Origin of the sequence: Stieleria sp. (assembly GCF_041595215.1) — a bacterium.
Taxonomy (GTDB): domain Bacteria; phylum Planctomycetota; class Planctomycetia; order Pirellulales; family Pirellulaceae; genus Stieleria; species Stieleria magnilauensis.
Window position 1 is genome coordinate 1 of the sequence record NZ_JBFHKV010000015.1, and the last position, 21,858, is coordinate 21,858.

The following is a 21,858-nucleotide window of genomic DNA, read 5'->3' on the forward strand; positions in this document are numbered from 1 at the left end:
AACCGCACTGCCGCAACCCGCGCTGCCGCAACCCGCACTGCCGCAACCCGCACTGCCGCAACCCGCACTGCCGCAACCCGCACTGCCGCAACCCGCACTGCCGCAACCCGCACTGCCGCAAGCCGCACTGCCGCAAGCCGCGCTCGCTGTCCCTCCCGATCGGCTGTCCGAAGGCATCCCCCCGCTGCCCGACGTGCCCCCGACGCCCGAGACGGCCGAGACGGCCTACACGCTGGTCGGCAAAACGCTTCAGGAAATTGAGCGTGACGCAATCATCCAAACGCTCCGGTCCGTCGGTGGGAACAAAGCCAAGACGGCTCGCACCTTGGGCATCAGCGAAAAAAGCATCTACAACAAAATGCGGCGTTTGCAGATCCCCTTCTGACCGGCCTTCGCTCCCATCAACGACCGACGAGAAACACACATGCCCCTGATTGATTCCATCGCGCTCGACACCATGATTGCGGGCGATGAAGAACTGCTGGCCGACTTGGCGACGATGTTCGTTCAGTTTCTGCCCGATCTCGAAGCCCGGCTTCGACTGGCGATCGAAACTCAAGCTGCGTCGGAGGTTGAAACCATCTTTCATCAGTTGCGCAGCCGCGTCAGCTACTTCGGCGCGACGTCGCTTCAACAGATGGCCAAGCAGGTCGAGACGCAGGCCCAGTCCGGCAATTTGACTGACATTGAACCCTCGTGCGACCAAATGCTTCGCGGCATCGACGAACTGCTTGTCGAACTTCGCGTTCTGACTCGACTTCCACTGGAAAAGAGCACCGAATGATGATGAAAGCCGGTCTGCAATTCGTCTATCGCGTGCTTCGCCCACAACTCTGGTCCTTGACGTTGTGTGCGGCCACCGCATTGATCTGTCTGATCACGGTCTATCTGATCGTGTGGCCGGCCTATCAGAATCCGATCGCCCGAATGTACACGTCGAAACTCGGCTATGCGTCCATCATCCGAAAATCCGGCGGCGCGTTTCCGGTCAAATCCGCCGCGGTGGAGAGACGAGAGATCGTTGGCAAGTTCATCGGCGAAGGACTGGTGCAGAGCGAGCCGATCCAGGTTCCGATGATCGCGATGGCTCGCATCTTGAAGGTCAACGTCGTCGAAGGGCAGCGGGTTCGCAAGGGTGACGTCATTGTCGAACTGGATCGATCGCGAATTGAAATGAAGATCCAATCCGCCCGAGCGGCCCTGCGAACGGCCCGCAGCGAACTCGATCGGGTTCGGCTGGGTACGGTGAATGTCTTGCAAGAAGAGCGTTCTGACATTTTGTCGCTTCGTTCACGTGCCGCCGAACAGAAGGCCTTGGTGGCTCAAGAAGTGATGAAGATGCACCAGTCGCTCGCGGAACGAAACGCGATGAGCACCGCCGACTTCGCCTCGTCCAGACTTGCGGCCATCCGCGCGGAACTGGAGCGACAGGAGCTGGAAATCGCTGCCCAAACCGCCTCCGCCGGACGGCAATACAGTATCAAAATTGGCGAATCCGCCATCCGCGAAGCCGAACTGACGCTGGAACACCGTCTGAAAGAACTTGACGATTATGTCTCGCGCGCCCCCAGCGACGGCATCGTCGAACGCGTGCTGGTCCACAGTGGCGAATACAACCAGGACCCGGGTCGGCCGGCGGTCTTGCTGGCCAGCGGTTTATGGTTCGAATGCTATTTGGACCAAACCGCCCTTGGACGCGTGCAAGTCGGTGATGCGGTCGAAGTCAGGTTGAGCGCCTATCAGGACCGTCTCTTCCCAGGCAGCATCGAACGCATTCGCCCGCTCGTCAATTTTGCACTCGGCGGCCCCGAAACGAATCGCCCCATTCGACCACTTGGCACCGGCGCGCCTGAATGGCCGGCCACGTTCTCCGTCCGAGTCGCCTTGGAACCCTCGGACGATCTCGTGGTTCCCGGTCTGACCGGCTACGCCACCGTGATTCAAAAACGCAACACCCTGTCGGTGCCCCGTGGAACCGTGACCGCGGTGTCCGGAAACCGTGGCATCGCGTTCGTCGTCGGCGATGACGGCCAAACGTTCCAACCACGCAACGTCGTCATGGGGATTCGCGATCATGGCTTTGTCGAAATCCGTGACGGACTCCGACCAGGAGAAACGGTGATCACGGACGGATATCAGGTTCTGCAACCGGGCGATCAAATTGCGATCCAAGGATCGGATCCTGGTGTTCGCCGATCCAACGGGCATCCGAACGATGCCACTGCGGATCGAATCCGACTGGTCGGGATGAATGCCGATGCGGAACCGAACGCAGAACCGTCGAACAAGCCAGCCGAGGTGGGCAACGATGCAACGCCGCCCCGCCCCTGAACAGGGCGCGAACGAACGCTGCGTCGGCGAACCCGAACGCCCAACGCGTGCGAATCAGGCTTCGACTCGGCCTTCAATCGGCCGACCTGCACGAGGCTCGGCGCGGTTCCGGCAGGCGTTCCGGCGCGTCTTGCGGCCGTTGCTGTCGCTGAATCGATTGTTGTTCGTCGCCCTTGCCTGGGCGGGGTTCGCGGCGTTGGCGCTGAGCGTCAAACTCGATTGGTTTGCCGTCCCGATCGCGCCGCCCCAAGGCGCACTCACAGCGGCCGACATCATCGATCGAACTCCGACCTGCACCGTCTGGTTCCAGGCAATCATGGCCGTCGGCATGGTCTGTGTGGCCGCGACTTGGATCTGGAAACGTCAGTGGACGGTCCTCAGCACCCTGCTGACCAGTTTGTTGTGTCTGACGCCCCTGATGTATCCCTACTTTGTGATGATTCGCAGCCCGGTGATTGCCGCCGACGCGGCTTGGTTGCAATCTCAACACAACAATTTGACCTGGCTGGGCGGGGACATCTACGCCAACGCTGAATTCGCCGGACGTGGATGGAAATCAAAATCGTACGTGATCGACACGTCGCGTCAGTTGGCGGCCGTCAATCTGCCCTCCTGGTCACCCTGGGAAATCGGGTTGCACCGCTGTGAAGACCTGATGTTGTGGCTCGGCTACTCCAACACGTTTTGCCAATTCACACGACGTGGTTGGGCGATGGCCATCATCGGTTCCGCGTTGCTGTTTCTGGCATCACTGCAAAGCAACGGTCAATTGGTTTTCTTCCGCGCCGGGGCCGCCTTGATTCTCTTTTCCGTTACCGCCATGGCGACGGGGATCATCGGTTGGGCACTGCCGTTCATGGCCAGCCGCGAGATCGAGTTGGCATCCAACCTTTGCAGCCGACGCGAATTCGAGCCATCCAAACAGCACCTTCAGCGGGCCATCGACTACTTGCCGATCCTCAGCCAAGACACCTACTACGTGGCCCAACGCGGTGTGCTGGAGCAACGCATGGGAATCGACAGCGAATACGCGATGCTGCAACGCTCCCAAACGCTGGAAACCGCCGCCAAGTATGACCAGGCGTTTGCGATCTTGCGGCCGTTGAGCGTATCGGCCGACCCGGCGATCAAACGTGAGGCACTTCGGGGTGTGCTGAGATTCGCGATCCAAGACTTTAATTGCGCCCGATTCGAACAGTCTCGGGAACGCTTTTTGTTTGTGTTGCGCCAGCAGCCTTGCGACGTCAAACTGATTTATCTGATCCAGCTGCAGGGGATTCGTGAATCAAGCCCGCAAACGGTCGATGAGATGCGCGGCTGGATGTACACCGTTTGCGAAAAACTCAATTTCGGCACCGTGAAGATCCTTCGTGCCGTCGTTCAGCAGAATGGGGTGGTCGCCGCGGGCATGCAACAGGATGCAGACGCGATCTGGGCTGCCCAGGGCAAGGCGAAACGACCATGAACGCATTTCGCCAACACACCGAAACTCCGCGCGCCGGTCTGGCGCTGGCAAAGTTGATTGCGATCGCGGTCGCATTCGTGCTGATCGTCGGTTACGCACTAGCACGGTTCCACGAAACCACTCGGCATCCGCTCCGCGTGACCCAATATCCGGAGCAATGGATTCGTGCCGCCGGGCCAGCCTCCCATGCGGGTTACTTCCGCAAACGTTTTGATCTGCCCGGCCACGTCAAACACGCCTGGATCAAGCTGGTCGCAACCGATGCGTTCGAAGTGAGCGTGAATCGAAATCCCCACGGCCGTCTTTTCCTCTGGCGACCGACGCGACCGTTTCAAACGGGCACCAGTGAAAAAGGCCAGGTGCTCTCGACGCACGCACCGGCGATGGCGCTGAACTTTCCGCGCGAGTATCAGTGGGACGGACACGAAACCTGGCGTCTACCCAGTTACTTCGAATTGACGTCGTCGCTGCGGCCGGGCAAAAACGTGATCGCGATTGAGATCGAGTCACGGCGTGCGCCCGCTCGCGTCGCCTTTATCGGCGAAATCCAACTCTCCAGCGGCCAGATCATTCCGATCCACAGCGACCCCACTTGGCTGGCCGAGCCGTCGATTCCCGGCCCCCAGTTGTTAGATTGGACGGAAGTCTATTACTGGGACCAGCCATGGCGAAACGCGGTCGCTGCGGCGGCACCACGGACCGAAGGCTATCGGTCTCATCCCGAAGAAATCTACACCCGTCCTTTCGAGGCCCGCTGGATGCGCCACCGGTCGGCATCGAGCAAAGCCGGCGTCACGTTTCAAACGGAATGGAAAATCGATGGTCCAGTCGACGAGGCGTACCTTCGGCTGCTGACCAATCGCGGCTATGAATTGCACATCAACGGCACTCGCGTTCGTGTCGCTTCGGTCAAACCGCCAGACCTGGACAACGGCCAATGGGTCTTTGGTCGCGGCTCGGCGCACGATCCGACGACCAGACCGGAACTGCTGGATCCCGATGAAGTCGGATCTTCGTTCATCGGGACTCGGTTTGAATCACCGCGCACTGCCGACAAGGGTTTGAGTGAATTTCGCAACCCCTTCTCGCCGCAGTTGACGCCGTTTCGTTACACGCGAACCTACAACCGTGCCCAGGCCCCCGGAGTCTTTGAACCAAGGCGAACGTTGGCCGAATCGAGACGCACCCCCGAAACGCCGGACCTGTTTCCCGAGACTCCCCGGCCCAACGCGCTCAAGCATGACTTGGCCGTGGGAGGCTATCTGAGCTACAGCGTTGCCAACCTGTTGCATCAAGGTACCAACCGAATCGAGGTCCGTTGCTTGGAACACGGTCAAGCCAATTGGCCTGTCCAGATTGCGGTCGATGGCGGTGTCCGGACGACCGACGGCAACTGCAGCCACCTTCCGGACGAAACACAATGGCGGGCAATGGCGACTGAGGTTGTCAGCGAAACACAAGACGCTTCCCAGCACCAACCCGCGCCCGTCCAGAGACTCGGCAGCACCGCCGTGGCGGGGCAACCGTTTCCTGCCATGCAGTATCGCGGCATCGCCCTGCACCCGGAATCCTTCGATCGCGTATTGCCCAAAACCCTGCTGCGTCTGGCTTGCTGCGTGGGACTGGGCATCGCGTTGATCCTCTCGGTCGCATCGGCCATCGAGCTGAGCCGAAGGGCACCAGCGGATCAAGCCACGATCGAGGCCCGCGACGAAACGCCTCTGTGGCTTTCGTGCAGCCAGATGATGTACGCCATGTTACTGACGTTCGTCGTGACGATCGGCGCGGGGTTGCTGCTGGAGTGTTCCTGGACGGAGCGTCACGAGGTGCTGTGGTGCATCGACGGGACGCTTTGGACGTTCCTGTTTCCGTTCGCAATCGGAGCTGCGTTTTTCGTTGCCGCCGCCGACACGATCGGGCGACTCGGGCTGACCCGCTTGCGCGCACGCGGCCACAGCTTGACCGCTCGCCTTCGCTGTTTACCAGACAGCAAGCTCTGGTTTCACCTGATCATCTGGGTGCTGTTACTCGGAGCGGTCGCCCGCGGCTACAAACTCGATCTGCAGCCGCTCGACGACGATGAGTACGCCTCCACGCAGGCCGTCTTGGCGATCCTGGAAACCGGGGCGCCGGGTTTCGTTCCCGACGATGTCTATTACACGCGCAGTCCCTTTTTTCACTACGTGACCGCGGCGATCGCGTGGCCGTTCGGCGGAAATCTATGGAGTTTGCGGTTACAGTCGGTCGGCTGGAGCGTGGCGACCGCCTGGCTGCTCTATCTGTGTGGTTCGCATTTGCTCGACAACCGCTGGGCAGGATTTCTCGGCATGCTGCTGCTTTGTCTGCATCCCTTCGAAATCTTTACCGGGCACGTGATTCGGTTCTACCAGATGCAGCAATTCTTCGCGCTGCTGACGATGTATTGTTTTTGTCGCGGTTTTGTCAGCGACCAATCCCAACGTTTTCGCGTCATCACCCTGATCGTGTTCTTGGTTTCGGTACTCAGCCAAGAAATCACCGTTGCGATGGGACCGTCCTTGATCTTTGGTTACCTGGTCTTTGCCAAAGATTTGGGGTGGAGCAAGAACATCACGCTGGCTCTGATTTCGGTGGCGGTGGTGGCCTGCATCGCATTGGACTTCGTCGTCTTTCAAACGCTGTGCCTGACACGCACCGAAGGCGTCTCGCCGTCGATCGAAGCCGCGGTGAAGCCGCACTTCTGGTATCCGATGAACTTGCTTTCGATCTTCATCGGGTATTCGCGACTGCACGTGGTCCCCAGTTTCTTTCTTTTGGCGGGGCTGCCCCTGCAATGGCGGGATCAGAATCGCAACACACTCGCCCTGCTGGCGTTTCTGATTTCGGGCGTTGTGATGACCAACGTGCTGGTCACCAACGTCAGTTTGCGCTACATGTACTGGCTGTTTCCGGTTTGGATCCTGTTGTGTGTCGATGGCATGCAACGCGTGCTGGCGACGCTTGTCAGCGCGGTTTACCCTCCCCAACAAAATCGAAACCGCTACGCATCCACGTTGGCTGTTTGCTTCACCGTCTGCGCCCTGGTGACGCTGGCCAGTTGGTCGCCGTGGCGGATTCCTGGTTCGTACGAGTTGCGGATCTTGGGCGATTCGACAGCGGCCGTCCGCTGGGTCCGCAGCCAAAAACGTCCCGGCGATCGCCTCGCCATCACCGAGCCACACACGCACTGCGCCTTTCTGGAAGCCGGCAAGTGCGATTACGACATCGCCTTGCCGCTGTTGTACGACTTTGCCGTGATGCGCGATGGCGTTTTGGTCGATCGCAATGGCGGCGGCGAGGTCGTCAGCAACCTGGACCAATTGATCGGCGAGTTCTCCCAAGGCCATCGAATCTGGGTCCTGCTGAACCGAGAGAAATTTCGCACCCGCGGCAAGAACATGCGTTGGGAATACCCCGGTGCTCGATTCGAAACCTTCCTGCGGCAAAACTGCGAACTGAAATATCGGACGTATCTCTGGAGCGTCTACTTGTGGGACCCCGCACGCGGTCATTTTCGCCCCTTTCGACTACAGGAATGAACTGATGACATCCATCGAACCGATCCGGACCGGGATCCTGGTCCACGGTTGTAACCTCCATGCGGAAAACTGGCGGCGTCTTGCTTGGGGTGAAGCTCCAAACCAGATGGGGCGAATTCCGCAAGCGCTGCTGGCGGCCGTGACGATGGACGCCGCGGTGATCGTGTTTGGCACCGGAGCCTCACGCAAACGCTACAACTTTCCCGGCTCACCCAAGACCGGACAGATGCTCTTGGAAGCGGAGTACACATTGGCGTTTCTGGAAAGCCATTTCGATCAACTGCTGCAATTCAAACCGTGGTCGGACTACTGTGCCGTGTCCAGCCAATCGCAATGGGATGCACTCAAACAGTCCTTGCGCAGCCGAATCGAATTGGACATCGAATCAGAAGACACGATCGGTGAGCTGCGTGCCGCGGGCGAACGCTTTGTCGGGCACCGCTGCAATCGCGTCGTCTTGGTTTCCAGTCCGACACATCTGGTGCGAGTGCTGCGAGATGCATCCAACGTCTATCCAAACGATCGACGCTACGAACTCTTTCACGATCACCTGCTGGCGATGCCCAGCGGATCGAGCTACGAGGGATTCAGTGTCGCCGATGTGGTGGTTGTCGAGCCGCCGCACCGTCCCGATCGACAAACGATTCCCACGCACCGGCGGATCGCTCGCCTGCTCGGGCTTCAAAAGCTTGACCCCGACACGCTGGTTGAATTCGTGAGCGAATTCGACGAGCTGTTGCAACAGTACGAAGATCGACTCCAGCGTCCCAACACGCCGACGCCGATTGTTTGGCCCGTTTCCAGCGAGTCGAGTCAGACACGATGAATCTCCGCCTCTTGTTCGTCGACGATGACGCCATGTTGCTCAACAGCACGCGGCGTCAACTGAGATTGAAGTTACCGGATTGCGAACTCGCCTTTTGCCGCAGCGCCGCCGAAGCGATGCGTCACGTCGAGCAAGCGACACCGGACATCATCTTGAGCGATGTTCGCATGCCCGATGTGGACGGTCCCGAGTTGTTGCGGCGCGTTTCGCTGGCTCACCCAGAAACCATTCGGATCGCCTGGACGGGACAGTCAGAGACCCGTCAGATTCAGCGGGTCTTCGGCGTCGCCCACCAGATCCTCAGCAAACCCTGCCCGACCGAGAAGCTGGTTCATTTGATCTCCAGCCTCGGTGAGTTTCGTCATCCGATTCGCCGGAGCTGGTTGCTCGCCAAGCTGACGGCCCCTGGGAACGGACACTTCGACGCCTCGCGTCTGCATCGCGTGCTGCAACGGCTCGACGCCCCGGAATCATCCGCCCGATCCATCGCCGCGTTGATCGACGAGTCGCCGATGGCCAGGGCCAGGCTACTGGGTTTGGCCAACTCGCCCTTCTTCTCTCCCGCCGTCCCCGTGGTCGAAACCAGCCAAGCGATCACCCTGGTCGGCTTTGACATGGTGAAGGCCATTTTCATCGCCAGTGAATTGAATTCGGCCCAGGACCATCCCCCAGCGGTTGCCGGCGAAATCCGACGCTGTCTCGACGATGGCATCGAGATGTCGATCCGCGTCGGCCGATCGGCCAGCCGCGAGGGTTTGGGCGAAGTCGAACGGAGTGCCGCGATGATCGCCGCCCTGTTTCATCGTTTCGGAGCCGTTCAGTTCGCGATTCACGGAGCCGAGGACTACGTGGACGCGCGACAGACCGCGGGGGCAGATTCCGAAGCACTGCTGCAGCTCGAGCAAGCCTTGTTTGGCGTCGATCGTTTCTCCGTCGCCGCCTATTTCTTGTCGGTTTGGGGGCTAGCGCCAAAGGCTTGTCAGGCGATCGCATCGTTGGCCAATCGGACCGAATCGGACAGCCCGATGGCCCGCGTTTTACGTGAAGTGCTCAGCCCCTCCGAAACGCCGCCAGCGGTCCGCCGGGGCGTCGACCGACCGCCGGTCGGCGCTCCTGAGTGGGGGTGATTGGCCGCCCGCTCTCAAGTCGGAATCAGGCCTCCTGACAAGTGCTCACAAAACTGGCACCTGCCGGGACATCTGCGTAGGGACTAAGCACGGCAAAGTGCCGCTGGCTGGCTTGAATGATTCGCTACCTTTTTCAGATTTTTTTAAGTGCTTGCCAGCAAACCGCTTGCGCTGCTGAACGGACCGACACTTTGAACATTGGTCCGCCACTTGCCAACTCGGTGCCTCCGATGTGCATGCCACAGAATTGAGAACGCTTTCGACTCTTGAGCATCGTGAAAGATGGCCCAGGTAGGAGTTTCTGGCGTCTCGGTCTGATCCCTGGCTGAACAAGTGAGTGAGAGTCCCCGATCCCCCGGGACCGCTCAGCAAATTTCCTAATTTCGAGAAGGTTTGGAATCGAATGTCTAAGTTTATGCGAGCACCATTGCTCACGGGTCTGTTTTTTGCCGGGGCGTTATGCCTGGGAGCCGCGTTCACTCCCGAGGTGTTGGCTCAAGCCGAAGAAGTCGCTGCAGAGAGCGCCTATTCCTCAGAAGAGTACGTCGCTTCGGATGGCTATGCCGTCTTCGCGGTCAACAACTTGTGGATTTGCATCTCCGCCGCCCTGGTGTTCATCATGCACCTCGGCTTCACCACGCTGGAAGCGGGTCTGACGCAAAAGAAGAACGCCGTCAACATCATCTTCAAAAACGTCTGGATCGTTTGCACGGGTATCCTGCTGTACGCCGCGTGGGGCTTCAACGCGATGTACCCCGGCGACTTCAATGGCTACTTCGCGATGGGCAGCTGGTTCGGGCAATCGCTCAACGACGTCAGCATGACGACCGCGGACTACAACGCCGGTTACACCTGGTGGGGTGACTTCATCTTCCAAGCGATGTTCGCGGCGACCGCCGCAACGATCGTTTCCGGTGCAGTTGCCGAACGTGTCAAACTTCCCGTCTTCATGCTCTTTTCGACCCTGTTGGTCGGCTTCGCCTACCCGATCATCGGTAGCTGGAAGTGGGGCGGCGGCTGGTTGGATCAAATGGGCTTCTACGACTTCGCCGGATCCAGCATCGTGCACGCCTTCGGTGGCTTCGCAGCCTTGGCCTGTGTTCTGATCCTCGGCCCGCGTACCGGCAAGTACACCGAGAGCGGCATCAAGCCGATCGTCGGTCACAGCATGCCTTTGGCCGTTATCGGTGTGTTCTTGTTGTGGCTCGGATGGTTCGGATTCAACGGCGGCTCGGCCCTTTCGGCTGACCCCAAAGCCGTCTCGTACGTCTTCGTTACGACCAGCCTTGCGGCCGCATCGGGTGCCATCACCTCGATCGTCGCCTCCTACGTGTTGTTGAAGAAGCCCGACGTGTCGATGGCACTCAACGGCATTCTGGCTGGTCTGGTCGGAATCACGGCCGGTGCGGACACCGTCGGCGAAGGATCCTCGATCGTGATCGGTGCCATCGCCGGACTGTTGGTGGTCGTCGCGATCCTCGGATTCGACAAGATCAAGATCGACGATCCGGTCGGTGCGATTTCCGTTCACGGTGTGTGCGGCATCTGGGGCACCGTCGCAGTCGGCATCTTCTCCCTCGATTCAAGCCACAGCGTCGTGACCCAGTTGATCGGCACCTTGGCCATCGGCGGGTTTGCCTTCGCCTTCTCCGCAATCGCCTTCGGTCTGCTCAAAGTCACCCTCGGTGTCCGAGTCAGCCTGGAAGAAGAAACCCTCGGATTGGACATCAGCGAGCACGGCATGGCTGCTTACAACGGCTTCGAAACGGCGTGAGACCGCTGTAACGACACCGTTGTGATCTATTGAAACTTCTCGGCTCTTGCCTGGGCCAGAAGACCCCAGTTACCCGGGCGTGTTTTAACATGCCCGGGTCTGGGTATTTTATGGGGCTGGTCTTCTGCCAGCTTTGAATCCTCTCGTTGCGTTTGTCGAGCGGAAACGTGGTCCCGAGCGATCCGCGCCGACGACGCCCCCGCTACACTGATGCTGCGGACAGGCACAGCGGACGAGCCAACGAGTTGATGTCACTCAACTGGACCAACGAAACCATGATGCATCGCTTTTTGATCACGACACTCTCGCTTGTCGCCATCGTCGTCGCAGCTGTCCCCACCCGCAGTGTCGCTTCCCCGCCGAACGTTCTGTTCATCGCTGTCGATGATCTGAACGACTGGATCGGATGCATGGACGGGCACCCGCAATCGAAAACGCCAAACATCGACCGGCTGGCCGCAAGCGGTGTCTTGTTCACCAACGCCCACTGCCCCGCGCCGGCTTGCAATCCGTCGCGAACCGCCATCATGACCGGGATCTCGCCGCACGTCTCAGGGCTGTACGACAACGGACAAAAGATGCGCGAGTTGTTGCCCGATGCCGAATTGCTGCCCAAGTACTTTTCACGACATGGCTATTGGTCTGCCGGATCCGGAAAGCTGCTGCACTACTTCATCGATCAACAATCATGGGATCAGTATTTCCCGCCAAAGGAAACCGAAGACCCGTTTCCCCGCACACTGTACCCCGATAAACGCCCCGTCAGCCTGCCCGTCGGCGGCCCCTGGCAGTACCGAGAAACCGACTGGGGACCGCTGGATGTTTCGGACCAGGAATTCGGTGGTGACTACTTGGTGTCGCAGTGGATTGGCGAGCAACTGGGTAAACAACATGACCAACCGTTCTTCCTGGCGTGCGGAATCTATCGGCCGCATGAGCCCTGGTTCGTCCCCAAGAAATACTTCGATCGCTTTCCCCTGGACAGCATTGAGCTGCCGCCGGGCTACCGCGCCGACGACTTGGACGACTTGCCACCGGCGGGAAAGAAGCGCGGACCCAATCGATACTTTGAACACATCGTGAAACACGACCAGTGGAAGCAAGCGGTGCAGGGCTATCTCGCATCGATTTCGTTTGCCGACGAGATGGTCGGTCGGGTGCTCGACGCGCTCAGCCGCGGACCCAACCGAGACAACACGATCGTCGTGCTGTGGAGCGACCACGGTTGGCATTTGGGTGAAAAGCAGCATTGGCAAAAGTACACGGCGTGGCGAGCTTGCACCCGCGTCCCGTTGATTGTCCGTGTTCCGCCGGGGACGCCAGGTTTACCCGCCGGCACGAAGGCGAACACCGTCTGCGACGCGCCGGTGAACTTGCTTTCTCTGTATCCGACGCTCGCGCAATTGGCCGGGTTGCCACCGAAAGAATCCAACGACGCGCCATCGCTTGTTCCGCTGCTGGAAAACGCACAAACCGAGTGGCCGCACGTCTCAATCACCCACCTGAATCGGCCCGGCAACTACGGCCTGAGCGGTCGTCGCTGGCGATTGGTCCAGTACGACAACGGCGACCACGAGTTGTACGACACCGACGCCGACCGATACGAGTGGACGAATCTTGCCAAAGATCCCCAACATGCGTCACGGATCGACCGAATGCGAGCGCTCGCACCAACGGAATTTGCCTCGTTTGTCGCCCCCAGTGACGCGGCGCTGCCGAAGCTTGCGTGGCATCCGGCGACGGACTCGGCTGTGCCGGCATCCAAACCCGATGGCAACCGTTTCGACGTCATCTTCACCAATCGCCGCGACCAACCGGTGAAAGTGTTCTGGATCGATCGCGACGGCAAACCGAAGTCGTTCGGGACATTGGAATCCGGTTGGCGTAAGCCCCAGCAATCGCGTCCCGGAGCCGTGTGGTTGATCACCGACAAGGACGAAAACCCGCTCGGTTACTTCGTCGTCGGCGATCGAACGGCACACGCGGTGATTGATGCGCAGTAGCCTGTGCGTTGTCCGCCAAACAATTCGCTCGACCCCAACTCACATAGGCAACCTCAGCTCAGTTTCTCTGCGACCGATCGAAGCGGCGAGCGGTAGCGATCATCGAGCCAAGGTTGGTCCGCCGCCCAAGTCAGTTTCTCTTTCAAGGAGACGTCATCCATCTCCGTGATGCGTGTCCCCGTCGACTGGAGGGCTTTGGCAATGGCCAGCAAGTAGATCACCGCAGAAACGGGTTTCGGCAACACGCCATCGGACCTCGAACCACTCAGCTTTGCGAATTGTTTGAGGCTGACCAGTGCGTGTGTCGGCGGATGCTCCGCTGCCAGCAATTCCTCGATCGAAATCGACGCCGATTCGTTCGGCTGATCCGCCCGATCCTCCGCACCGGTCAGATCCGCTAGGCTCACCTGCAATTGGTGATGAAAAATCGCAGCGTACTCGTCACGACGCCAGAGTTCGCCATGAGAATCGAGTTGAAAGAGTTTCGAAAGCGTTTCCGGATCGGGTTCCATGAGTTCGTCCATTGGGCTGTCGATGCGAGGCCGTAGGCGTGTTGATGCGAGCCGTCAGGTCGGAAAGACGCAGCTTTACGGTTGCGACACGATGTCCTGGAGCTCCGCCAGCTCCTGCTCGATCTCCTGTTCGTCATGAACGTATTGGCTGATCACCAAGCGCAACGAGCGGGCGAACATTCGCTTTCCGGTCATCAAGGCATTGGACGCTTGTGCCGGAGAACGAAACGCAAACCGATCGACGAGTGCGGAATAGCTGATGGGTTCGGCACCCTCGTAGATCGGTGCCAGGATTCGTCCATGAAAAACCAACCACAACGTTTCGCGGTTGCTACCGAGACATTCTTGCTGCATCCGGTCAGAGGCGTCGGCGAGGACTGTCCGAGCCCACTGGACGTCAAAGGCATGGTCGGCGCGTGTGTCTGGTGTCGAGGCGACGCCGAGGTCGTTTCCGGGCATCGGTAGGGCGTGATCGGCCGAACGCTTTTTGGCTCGTCGTTTTTCGAGTTGATTCTTGGCGTAATTATCGAGCGAGTGCACCAACAGGCTGCGAAAACGACCGCGCGACGGCTCCGCGACCGAGAGCAGATTGCGTTCCAGAATCTTGTGCTCGATGAAGCCCTGCACCAGATCGTCTGCGTCACTCGATTGGATCTGACGCGACTTGACGAGATGGGTCTTCAGCGCGGACCAGTATCGCGTGAGCAGTTCTTGAAGTGCCGCCGATTGGTCGGCGTCGAACCGATCGCCGGCGCGACGGACGATGGACCAGCGCGTCGTCGGGAAGCAGTTCGGATCGCGGAAGGAATCATCGGCCATCGAACCACTCGCCAACCTTTTAGCACGCGCTACCGCGACGCGGTCAAAAATGGCGAATCAACGACAACATGAACTCGCCGTCGAAGAATCGCTCGGGTTCTTCGGAAAGCGGAAAAGCACCGCCAACACGCAGCTTCGTATGGTAATCGAATTCCGCATGCAATCCGATGGTGACGTTGGAAACCCCCAGATCTTCCGGGGTACCGAAAGACGCAAATCCGCTTCCAAGTGTGACGAAGTCCCCCTCGCCCAGGGTGCTGTTTAAGTGATACTCGACGACGCCTGCCAGTCCCGTCAGGCTACACGTCGGTTGACGTCGGCAATGGTCTCGAAAGAACCAATATCCTGCGGAAAGATCAAAATAGAAATAGGAAGTTTCATCCAATACGCCCCGTTCGATCAGACCTGCCGTGTCCGTTTCGATGGAGTTCCCGTTGATCGGCACATCCAGCTGAAACGACATGTGATAGAACAGGTCTCCCGGCGCGCCGACGACTCCGATGTAGGGCAACAGGTGAATCGAGTTGTTGCTGACGGTGAAATCGATGTCTCGAAGTGGCAGTTCCCCACGCACGTCGGATCCGGTTGGCGTGTCAAATCCGATACCGACCGCGATCGCGCGGGTTTGCGTCTGATGGATCAATCGTTTGAAGATGATCGCAAGGTTGCCAACATTTCCGCCCACCAGGCGATAGTCGGGATCATCGATGGTGAATCGTTCGGCAAACGGCAGCCGGAATTCCACCGAAGAGCGTCCGCGATCGTAGGTCTTTTCAAATCCGACGGTGAATCGATCGACCGCATTTTCGTCCAACCGTGCCCCCGCGCGCCGGACGTTCTGTGCGGCGGAAAAGTGATGATAATTGACGAACGCCCGATCGACGGGGTAAGCCTTGTTGTGGTCCGCAATTTTCGCGCGACGACTGGACGCCGCCAAGGGAACATCGTTCCGGATGATCGACGTACCGGTGTCGACGATGGAGTCCCCACCGACAAAGTTGTCGCCAAAGAACTCCGGTGTTCTCGCGAACCGATTCAGCGGTCCACGCGACAGCGCACGTGATTGCCCCAGCAGCGAATCCAACATGCTGGTGGGCTGAGTCGTCGGGGCGAACGCGGCAAACGGCGACGCGGCTTGCGGCGTGACGGTGGGTGCCGGTGTGGGCGGGCTGGTTTGCGATTGCACCGCCGCCGCCGGATCAGCGTCGGCTTGCGGCAGCGCCGGATCCTGTGGCCCCGGTGTGGCAGGGGGCCCCGGTGTCGCAGGGGGCCCCGGTGTCGCAGGGGGCCCCGGTGAAACCGAGTCGCCTTGATCGCCGCCGACGCTGCGGGCGGGGGACGATTCCGGTTGGCCGGGCGGTTGCGCCGCGAATAATGTTTCGACGGACATGCAGACGCAAAGTCCGGCGATCACACATTTGGTCCCCAATCCGTGCATGGCGATTCCCTTCCATAGGAGCTAGATCTCTTCCATAACGTTATCGGGACGACTGCAACGATTCTTTTCAGAATGCTGACAAACGTGCTCACACAACTTGATCTCGATCCACCTCAGGTGCCACGACTGTCATATCCGGCTCAACCGGACTAATCAACGCTGTGAAGCATTGATTCGCCGCGTGTGACGAGGTGTTAGCGGCAGGGCGCAAGCCCTCCGGTCCCTCATCGTTTCCGAAATACTGGAGGGCTCGCGCCCTACCGCAAAAAATGCTTCGCAGCGTTGCGGCCTAATTTGCCAGCGAATCGATCCGCGCGTCGATTTCCATCTTCAACTGCGTCAGCGTCGCAGACTGTGGCAATTCAACCAACGCGTCCGCGGCGAGCCGTTGGTAGCGAGTCCACATGGCAGATTCAGGTTGCCCGTGCGTTTCCAGTCGCGCCAGTTCCAGCAACACACGGGCGACTTCACTGGCGTAACGATCGTCGCGTCGTGCCAAATCGAGCGCCGTGTCGCGTGCCGTCTGCAGTGCCGCGATCGCATCATCCAACGCTGACAATTGCTCGTAGCGGTATGCGATTTCGGCGCCGCAATTGACAAGCATCAGTTGGTACTTGTCGACGTTCGGATTGATCGCAGCGATCGGCCCTATCTCGAGCATCGCGCGACGATAATCATCGATCGCCGCGGAAGACTCCTGCAGCCCGGCCCGCGCGAAATAGCTGCCGCTGAGCAAATAATGGTCATCGATGGCCGGTTGCAACCGCACGAGCTGTGAAAACGATTCAACCGCGCGATCATAGTTCGAGCGAGCCAAATCGAGCTTGCCGTGTTGGGCATAGATGCCACCGAGTGCGTAGTATCCCTTGGCAACATCACGCAAGATGCGGGGATCCTCTGGATGTTCCATGGACAACTGCTCACGCAATTCAGTCGCATCTCCTAACGCTGCGAAGGCCGCAATGAGATTCCCGCTGCGTTTGAACACAATGCCGAGATTCATGTCGGTATTGGCCAACAGTCGTCGATATTCGATGTCGTCGGGCTGGAGGCGGACGAGTCGCTGGCGCAGTTTTTTTGATTGGCGAAAGGAATTCAGCGATGATTCCAAGCGACCAAGGTGAAACAGACTGTCGCCCCTGGCGTTGAAGGAATTGGCAAGTTCGCGCAAGTTGCTTTCAGTGTCGGGTCGGTCATCCACCCGCCGCCGCTGAATTTCGATCGCCCGATCGAAGTGTTCCAGTGCGGCTTCGTGGGACTCAATCTCTGCGGTGATTAATCCGACACGGTAATGCGTCACGCCCATCAGGTCGGCGATCGTCGGGTCGTCAGCCCGCTGCACCAGAAAACGTTTGTAGTACTCCAGAGCTTGACGCATCAAGTCATGTCGCAGGGGCTTCAGCCCGGGCTGGTCGAGCAGCGTTTCTTCACTGACGGTGTTGAAGAAGTCGTTGACAGCATCGAGCGCCTGTTTGAAGCTCTCTTCCGAACGTTTGAACGCCGAACGGGTCTGCACCAACGAGACCGTGACGGCAACAAACGCAAGCACGAGACAGGCCAACGCCGTTGCCGCGCTCGCGGCGATCAACCGATTGCGCCGGCTCCAACGCGTCAATCGGCCCAGTGCGCTGATCGGGCGGGCGCGAATCGGAACTCCGGACAGGTAACGATCCAGTTCGTCCGCCACCGCGCCGGCGCTGGCATAACGACGATCCGGGTCTTTTTCCAGACACTTCAAGCAGATCGTATCAAGATCCAAGTCGATCGCAGGATTCAACCGCCTCGGTGCAACCGGCTGGCGATCCATCACTTGGCGGAGGGTCTCCCACACCGTTGCGGCCTGAAAAACGGGCCTTGCGGTGAGCATGTGATAGAGCGTCGCGCCGATCGCGTAGACATCGGACCTGACGGTGACGCTGGCAGAATCTCGGGCCTGCTCCGGCGACATGTATTGTGGCGTGCCCATCACATCGCCATCACGTGTCAGCCCGTCCTCCTGTTCGATCAGTTTGGCCAGCCCGAAATCAGTCACCAGCGCACGATCCGATTTCGCATCAATCAGAATGTTCTGAGGCTTCAGATCCCGATGCAAGATGCCCTGCTGATGGGCTTCGCCCACCGCCCGACACACCTGGCGGATGTAACTGGCCGCAGGTTGATTGTCGATCGGTCCGAACCGCAGGATTTCCGCGAGACTTCTTCCTTCCACGTATCGCATCGATAGAAACTGTTGACCATCGGATTCACCGACGTCATACAGCGTCACCATGTTCTCGTGATCCAACCGTGCCGCCGCTTGGGCTTCGGTACGGAACCGCGTCAACGCCCGTTCGCGCTGTTCGGCCGTCATTCCGGCAAGGTGTTCGGGTCGGATGACCTTCAGCGCAACGGTTCGTCCGGCCGCCTTTTGACGCGCCAGATAAACGATCCCCATCCCGCCCTTGCCGAGCGTACCGATGACTTCGTAGTCACCAATTCGTTCGGGGACCTTTCCGTCATCGTGATCGGGCCCCGGCAGCCCATCGGGGTCTGGGGTAAAAAAATGGTCGGGGATCGAAGCGTCACCATCGCCAGACGACTCGCCGGCCGAGCGAGATGCCGCATCCGCAGTCGAATCAATCGGCCGGTCGCTGCTCATGGTTCGCTGCTCATGGTTCGCTGCTCATGTTCTCGCCCTATCTGCGCCCCTTCTATTTGCGTCCCGCCAGTCGCTTCGCGTGGCCGCTCAAATCGGGTCGTCGTTTGGACGGGGGCAACTCTTGCTGCTGGGCATGATCGAATTTGAGCGCGGTCTCGATCTCCGGCAACATAAACAGTATACCCACTGCGGAGGCGAGGCCTTTGGCGCCGGCGCGGGCGACTTTGACGTTGCGAAGCGTGCTCTTGGTATTGGCGACATTGGCCCGGGCACGGTTGAGCGCACCTTGTCGCTCGGTTCGCAGGCGAGATCGTTGGATGCGGCGGAGTCGCTCGGCTGCCCGCTCGTGAGCGGTCTTGGATGCTTCTAGGAATTCATCGCTGATGTCCTTCCCAAACGTTTTCAGGGCACTCTCACTGGCGACTCCGGATGCCGATGCCAATGCCATGGCAGGGACCATCGACAATGCAACAAGCTTGGCACCTTTTCCCTCGGCGACCGTTTTGGCCACACTGCATGCGACCGAATACGTGATGCCGGCACCGATCGACCCCAAGATTGTCAGTCCCGCTCCTCCGGCAACGAAGACAAACAGAACACTGGTCGCGGTCTGGACGCCATAGGTTGCGTTGATGGTCAGATTCAATTGACGGATGACATCATCGTTGACCGCATTGGCCAGTTTCCGCTTCATCGCAATCCCTTTTCGATTGATCAAGATTTCGAGTTGCTTGGTGCGCAGGTAGGACAACACGGCATCGGAGCCTTCTTCCATTTTTTCGAAAAAACGTCGCGAGTAGATCTTCAATGCCTCTTTCCGTCGTGTCCGGTAAAGGTTCACGTCGACGTGAGTTTGGGTCTGTGACTTTGGCTTGGAACCACACCAAAAATCGAGAGCTCCCCAAAGGATTCCTTCATCTTTTGCGGTTCTGATGGTCAGGACGCTGTTCATCGCGTAGGCGCTCGCGGCCGCAGACAGCAGTTCGTCCACTTTTTTAGCGTCCAGAACCAGGGCTTTAATTTTTTTGGCGGCCGTCGCTTTCGTCGCGGGGACCGGCTTTGGCGGCTTCTTCTTGGGGGCAGGTTTAGGCGTTGGCATCGTCGTGTCTTCGTTTTCGGTGGCAGGGGATTGGATCGTCACACACGTGATCGAGTCGACTCACCCTTGCTACCGAGAACCTGAGTCGGGCCTGCGCATCTCAATCCCAAAAACCGCAGAAAAAGTTATTGAGAATCGGCGCAGGATCAGAAGCGGCATTCGGTATTGCTAACGAACACGGGATTTTTGACCCGATCCGCACCGTTTTTGACCCACGAGTCCAAGTCATGAAAAACCAACTGTTGCGTCTGGCCTTGACGCTGATCGTCGTGCTGCCGATTGCCAGCGCCCGGGCCGCAGACATCCTGGTGATCGTCGATTCCTCCGGCAGCATGCAAGAGTCGACTCCGGACGGAGTCTCGCGAATCGATGCCGCCAAATCGGCACTGCTGGGTTTGCCCGCCTCCCTGCGGGATCACGATGTCGGTGTGATGCTGTTCGGACACCGAACGACGTCACGCCAGGCCGGAGCGTGCCAAGACATCGAATTACGCCTGCCGATTGCTCCCTTTGTCGAAGCCGAATATCAATTGACGATTGCGGCATTGCAGCCGCTCGGAGCGACACCGATCGCAAACTCGCTGTTGCTGGGGCGAGACGTTCTGTTGGCCCGCCAACGCGAGACGCAAAAGTCGGTCATCGTGGTCACCGATGGCAATGAAACATGTGGTGGCGATCCGGTTGAGGTTGCCAAAATGCTCCGCGAAGCGGGATTCAATATCAAGATCCACGTGGTGGGTTTCGACGTTGATCGCCAACAGGAAATGCAACTGCGTTCGATCGCGTCAGCCGGCGGGGGAGAGTATGTGTTGGCGCGGGATGCCTCGGAATTGCGGAAAGCGTTACCCGAGATGGTCCACACGGCACTGCGGACGACGGTCGTTGAGGAATTGGAACGAAGAGAGCTTGTCGTCGACCGATTCGATTCGGACGATTTGGGCGACGAGTGGACGGTCATCCGCCCGGATTTCGAACGCTACGCGGCGGTCGACGGCGAATTGTTGATCGTGTCACAACATAGCGACGATGAGAACAACAGTCCCCATCTCGGCGACTGGCATGACACCGACAAGACCAAAAACGTCGTCCAACGAACCGCCCCGATTGTCGCCAATGAGTACGAAGTCTCCGTCGACTTGGATCTTGCGATCTCTTCACTCGGCCAAGGGGCGGCGTTGCAACTGAGGGCAGACGATCATCATGTCATCGAACTGGCCTATTCCGCTCACCCTTACGGAAACAACATCGAACGCAAGTTCACGATGTGCAAGATTCTTGGGGATCATGTCGCCAGTGTGGCTTCGTCGCTCGCAACCGGCACCGCTTCGGACGCGGACCAAATGACACTCAAGATCGTCAAACGGGGACTCGTCTTCACCGGGTTTGTGAAAATCGCCGATCCGAAAACTGGCAAGGTGGAGTGGCGTGAAGTGGGGCTCCAAGCGGCCCCAGGTTTCGAATCTGCCCATCCCGCTTTGATCGCCGCCAACGGTTGGGAGAACAGGCCGGAGGCGACAGCGACGTTTGATCATTTCATGGTTCACGAAAACGTGCTCAAGCGGACTGTTTCTGATACACAGCCCGAGGACGCAGCCTTTTTCACCGTGTTCGACAACACCGCGGCCTTCGAAAACGACTTCGTCATCCTTGATCCGTCCGAAATGCACATGGGACTCAATCGAGGGCTGAATATCGTTTCTCAATACGGGATTCCCGGAGACGAATCCGATCCACTGAAAAACCTCGTCTTGCTCAATCGTGAGTTACCGAAAGGAAACTACGAAATCGAAGTTCAAGCGACCACCAGGCTGACCAACCAAAACAGTGATGTCGGGATCGCCTTGTTCCAGGATCATCGATCAGCGTTGTTCCTGGGTCATGCCGCCTTCGGGGGCGGCGGATACAACTACGACCCACAACTGCAATTCGAAAAGGTGCTGGGAGACGAACGGACGGGGACACGTCAATGGCTTTCCCATGTTCGTGGCAAGCAAGTCACGCTGGTTTTCAAGATCACCAAAAGGGGTCGCAAGTACACCGCCGAGGTCTATGCTCCCACGGAGAAGAAAGACGAACGGGCGTGGATCCGAATCGGCGAACAAACATTGCTGCGATTCCAACCACGTCTTGGCTTTTACGCCTGGAACCGCTCGGCCGAGACCTACGGCCGAGGTCCCGCGCACGAAGTCAACATCTGCTTTGAACGCGTGGTCGTTCGGCCGATCGACTAGGCCGCCGACCGAACCACCACTTCGCGATCGGACCCGCG

15 protein-coding genes are annotated in these 21,858 nt (G+C 59.0%); 10 read left to right on the forward strand and 5 right to left on the reverse strand.

Annotated features, from left to right (window positions below):
- The 9 genes from ABX749_RS01240 to ABX749_RS01280 all read left to right on the forward strand — a co-directional run.
- A partial coding sequence (locus ABX749_RS01240; RefSeq protein ID WP_372894403.1) for a helix-turn-helix domain-containing protein occupies positions 1–385 on the forward strand: 385 nt, incomplete at its 5' end.
- A 39-nt stretch (positions 386–424) separates the two neighbouring features.
- Positions 425–784 (forward strand): Hpt domain-containing protein, encoded by a 360-nt coding sequence (locus tag ABX749_RS01245; RefSeq protein ID WP_372894404.1) that lies wholly within the window; start codon positions 425–427, stop codon positions 782–784.
- Positions 781–2,331 (forward strand): efflux RND transporter periplasmic adaptor subunit, encoded by a 1,551-nt coding sequence (locus ABX749_RS01250; protein ID WP_372894405.1) that lies wholly within the window; start codon positions 781–783, stop codon positions 2,329–2,331. The genes ABX749_RS01245 and ABX749_RS01250 overlap by 4 nt, the downstream gene beginning before the upstream one ends.
- 130 nt (positions 2,332–2,461) lie before the next feature.
- On the forward strand, positions 2,462–3,796 hold the full coding sequence (locus tag ABX749_RS01255) for a hypothetical protein (RefSeq protein ID WP_372894406.1): 1,335 nt from the start codon (positions 2,462–2,464) through the stop codon (positions 3,794–3,796).
- Positions 3,793–7,353, forward strand: a complete 3,561-nt coding sequence (locus ABX749_RS01260; RefSeq protein ID WP_372894407.1) for a glycosyltransferase family 39 protein — start codon at positions 3,793–3,795, stop codon at positions 7,351–7,353. Before ABX749_RS01255 ends, ABX749_RS01260 begins: the two co-directional genes overlap by 4 nt.
- 4 nt (positions 7,354–7,357) lie before the next feature.
- The gene (locus ABX749_RS01265; RefSeq protein ID WP_372894408.1) at positions 7,358–8,179 is read left to right on the forward strand and encodes a hypothetical protein; all 822 of its coding nucleotides are present in this window, start codon (positions 7,358–7,360) and stop codon (positions 8,177–8,179) included.
- A complete protein-coding gene (locus tag ABX749_RS01270; protein WP_372894409.1) occupies positions 8,176–9,306 on the forward strand; it encodes an HDOD domain-containing protein in 1,131 nt (376 codons plus the stop codon). The genes ABX749_RS01265 and ABX749_RS01270 overlap by 4 nt, the downstream gene beginning before the upstream one ends.
- Before the next feature lie 403 nt (positions 9,307–9,709).
- Positions 9,710–11,080 carry an ammonium transporter gene (locus ABX749_RS01275; protein ID WP_145207457.1) on the forward strand — a complete coding sequence of 457 codons (1,371 nt, stop codon included), beginning with the start codon at positions 9,710–9,712 and terminating at the stop codon, positions 11,078–11,080.
- Positions 11,081–11,328: 248 nt separating this feature from the next.
- On the forward strand, positions 11,329–13,083 hold the full coding sequence (locus tag ABX749_RS01280; protein ID WP_372894410.1) for a sulfatase-like hydrolase/transferase: 1,755 nt from the start codon (positions 11,329–11,331) through the stop codon (positions 13,081–13,083).
- Between the two features lie 53 nt (positions 13,084–13,136).
- Here the strand turns inward: ABX749_RS01280 and ABX749_RS01285 are convergent, their stop codons facing one another.
- The 5 genes from ABX749_RS01285 to ABX749_RS01305 all read right to left on the reverse strand — a co-directional run bounded on the left by ABX749_RS01285 (position 13,137) and on the right by ABX749_RS01305 (position 19,298).
- On the reverse strand, positions 13,137–13,607 hold the full coding sequence (locus ABX749_RS01285; protein ID WP_372894411.1) for a hypothetical protein: 471 nt from the start codon (positions 13,605–13,607) through the stop codon (positions 13,137–13,139).
- Between the two features lie 63 nt (positions 13,608–13,670).
- A complete protein-coding gene (locus tag ABX749_RS01290; RefSeq protein ID WP_372894412.1) occupies positions 13,671–14,414 on the reverse strand; it encodes a hypothetical protein in 744 nt (247 codons plus the stop codon).
- 43 nt (positions 14,415–14,457) lie between these two features.
- A complete protein-coding gene (locus tag ABX749_RS01295; RefSeq protein ID WP_372894413.1) occupies positions 14,458–15,852 on the reverse strand; it encodes a hypothetical protein in 1,395 nt (464 codons plus the stop codon).
- Between the two features lie 289 nt (positions 15,853–16,141).
- Positions 16,142–18,490, reverse strand: a complete 2,349-nt coding sequence (locus ABX749_RS01300) for a protein kinase (RefSeq protein WP_372894414.1) — start codon at positions 18,488–18,490, stop codon at positions 16,142–16,144.
- A 52-nt stretch (positions 18,491–18,542) separates the two neighbouring features.
- Positions 18,543–19,298 (reverse strand): hypothetical protein, encoded by a 756-nt coding sequence (locus tag ABX749_RS01305; protein WP_372894415.1) that lies wholly within the window; start codon positions 19,296–19,298, stop codon positions 18,543–18,545.
- Positions 19,299–19,816: 518 nt separating this feature from the next.
- Here ABX749_RS01305 and ABX749_RS01310 point away from each other — a divergent pair.
- A complete protein-coding gene (locus ABX749_RS01310; RefSeq protein ID WP_372894416.1) occupies positions 19,817–21,820 on the forward strand; it encodes a VWA domain-containing protein in 2,004 nt (667 codons plus the stop codon).
- Positions 21,821–21,858 lie beyond the last annotated feature (38 nt).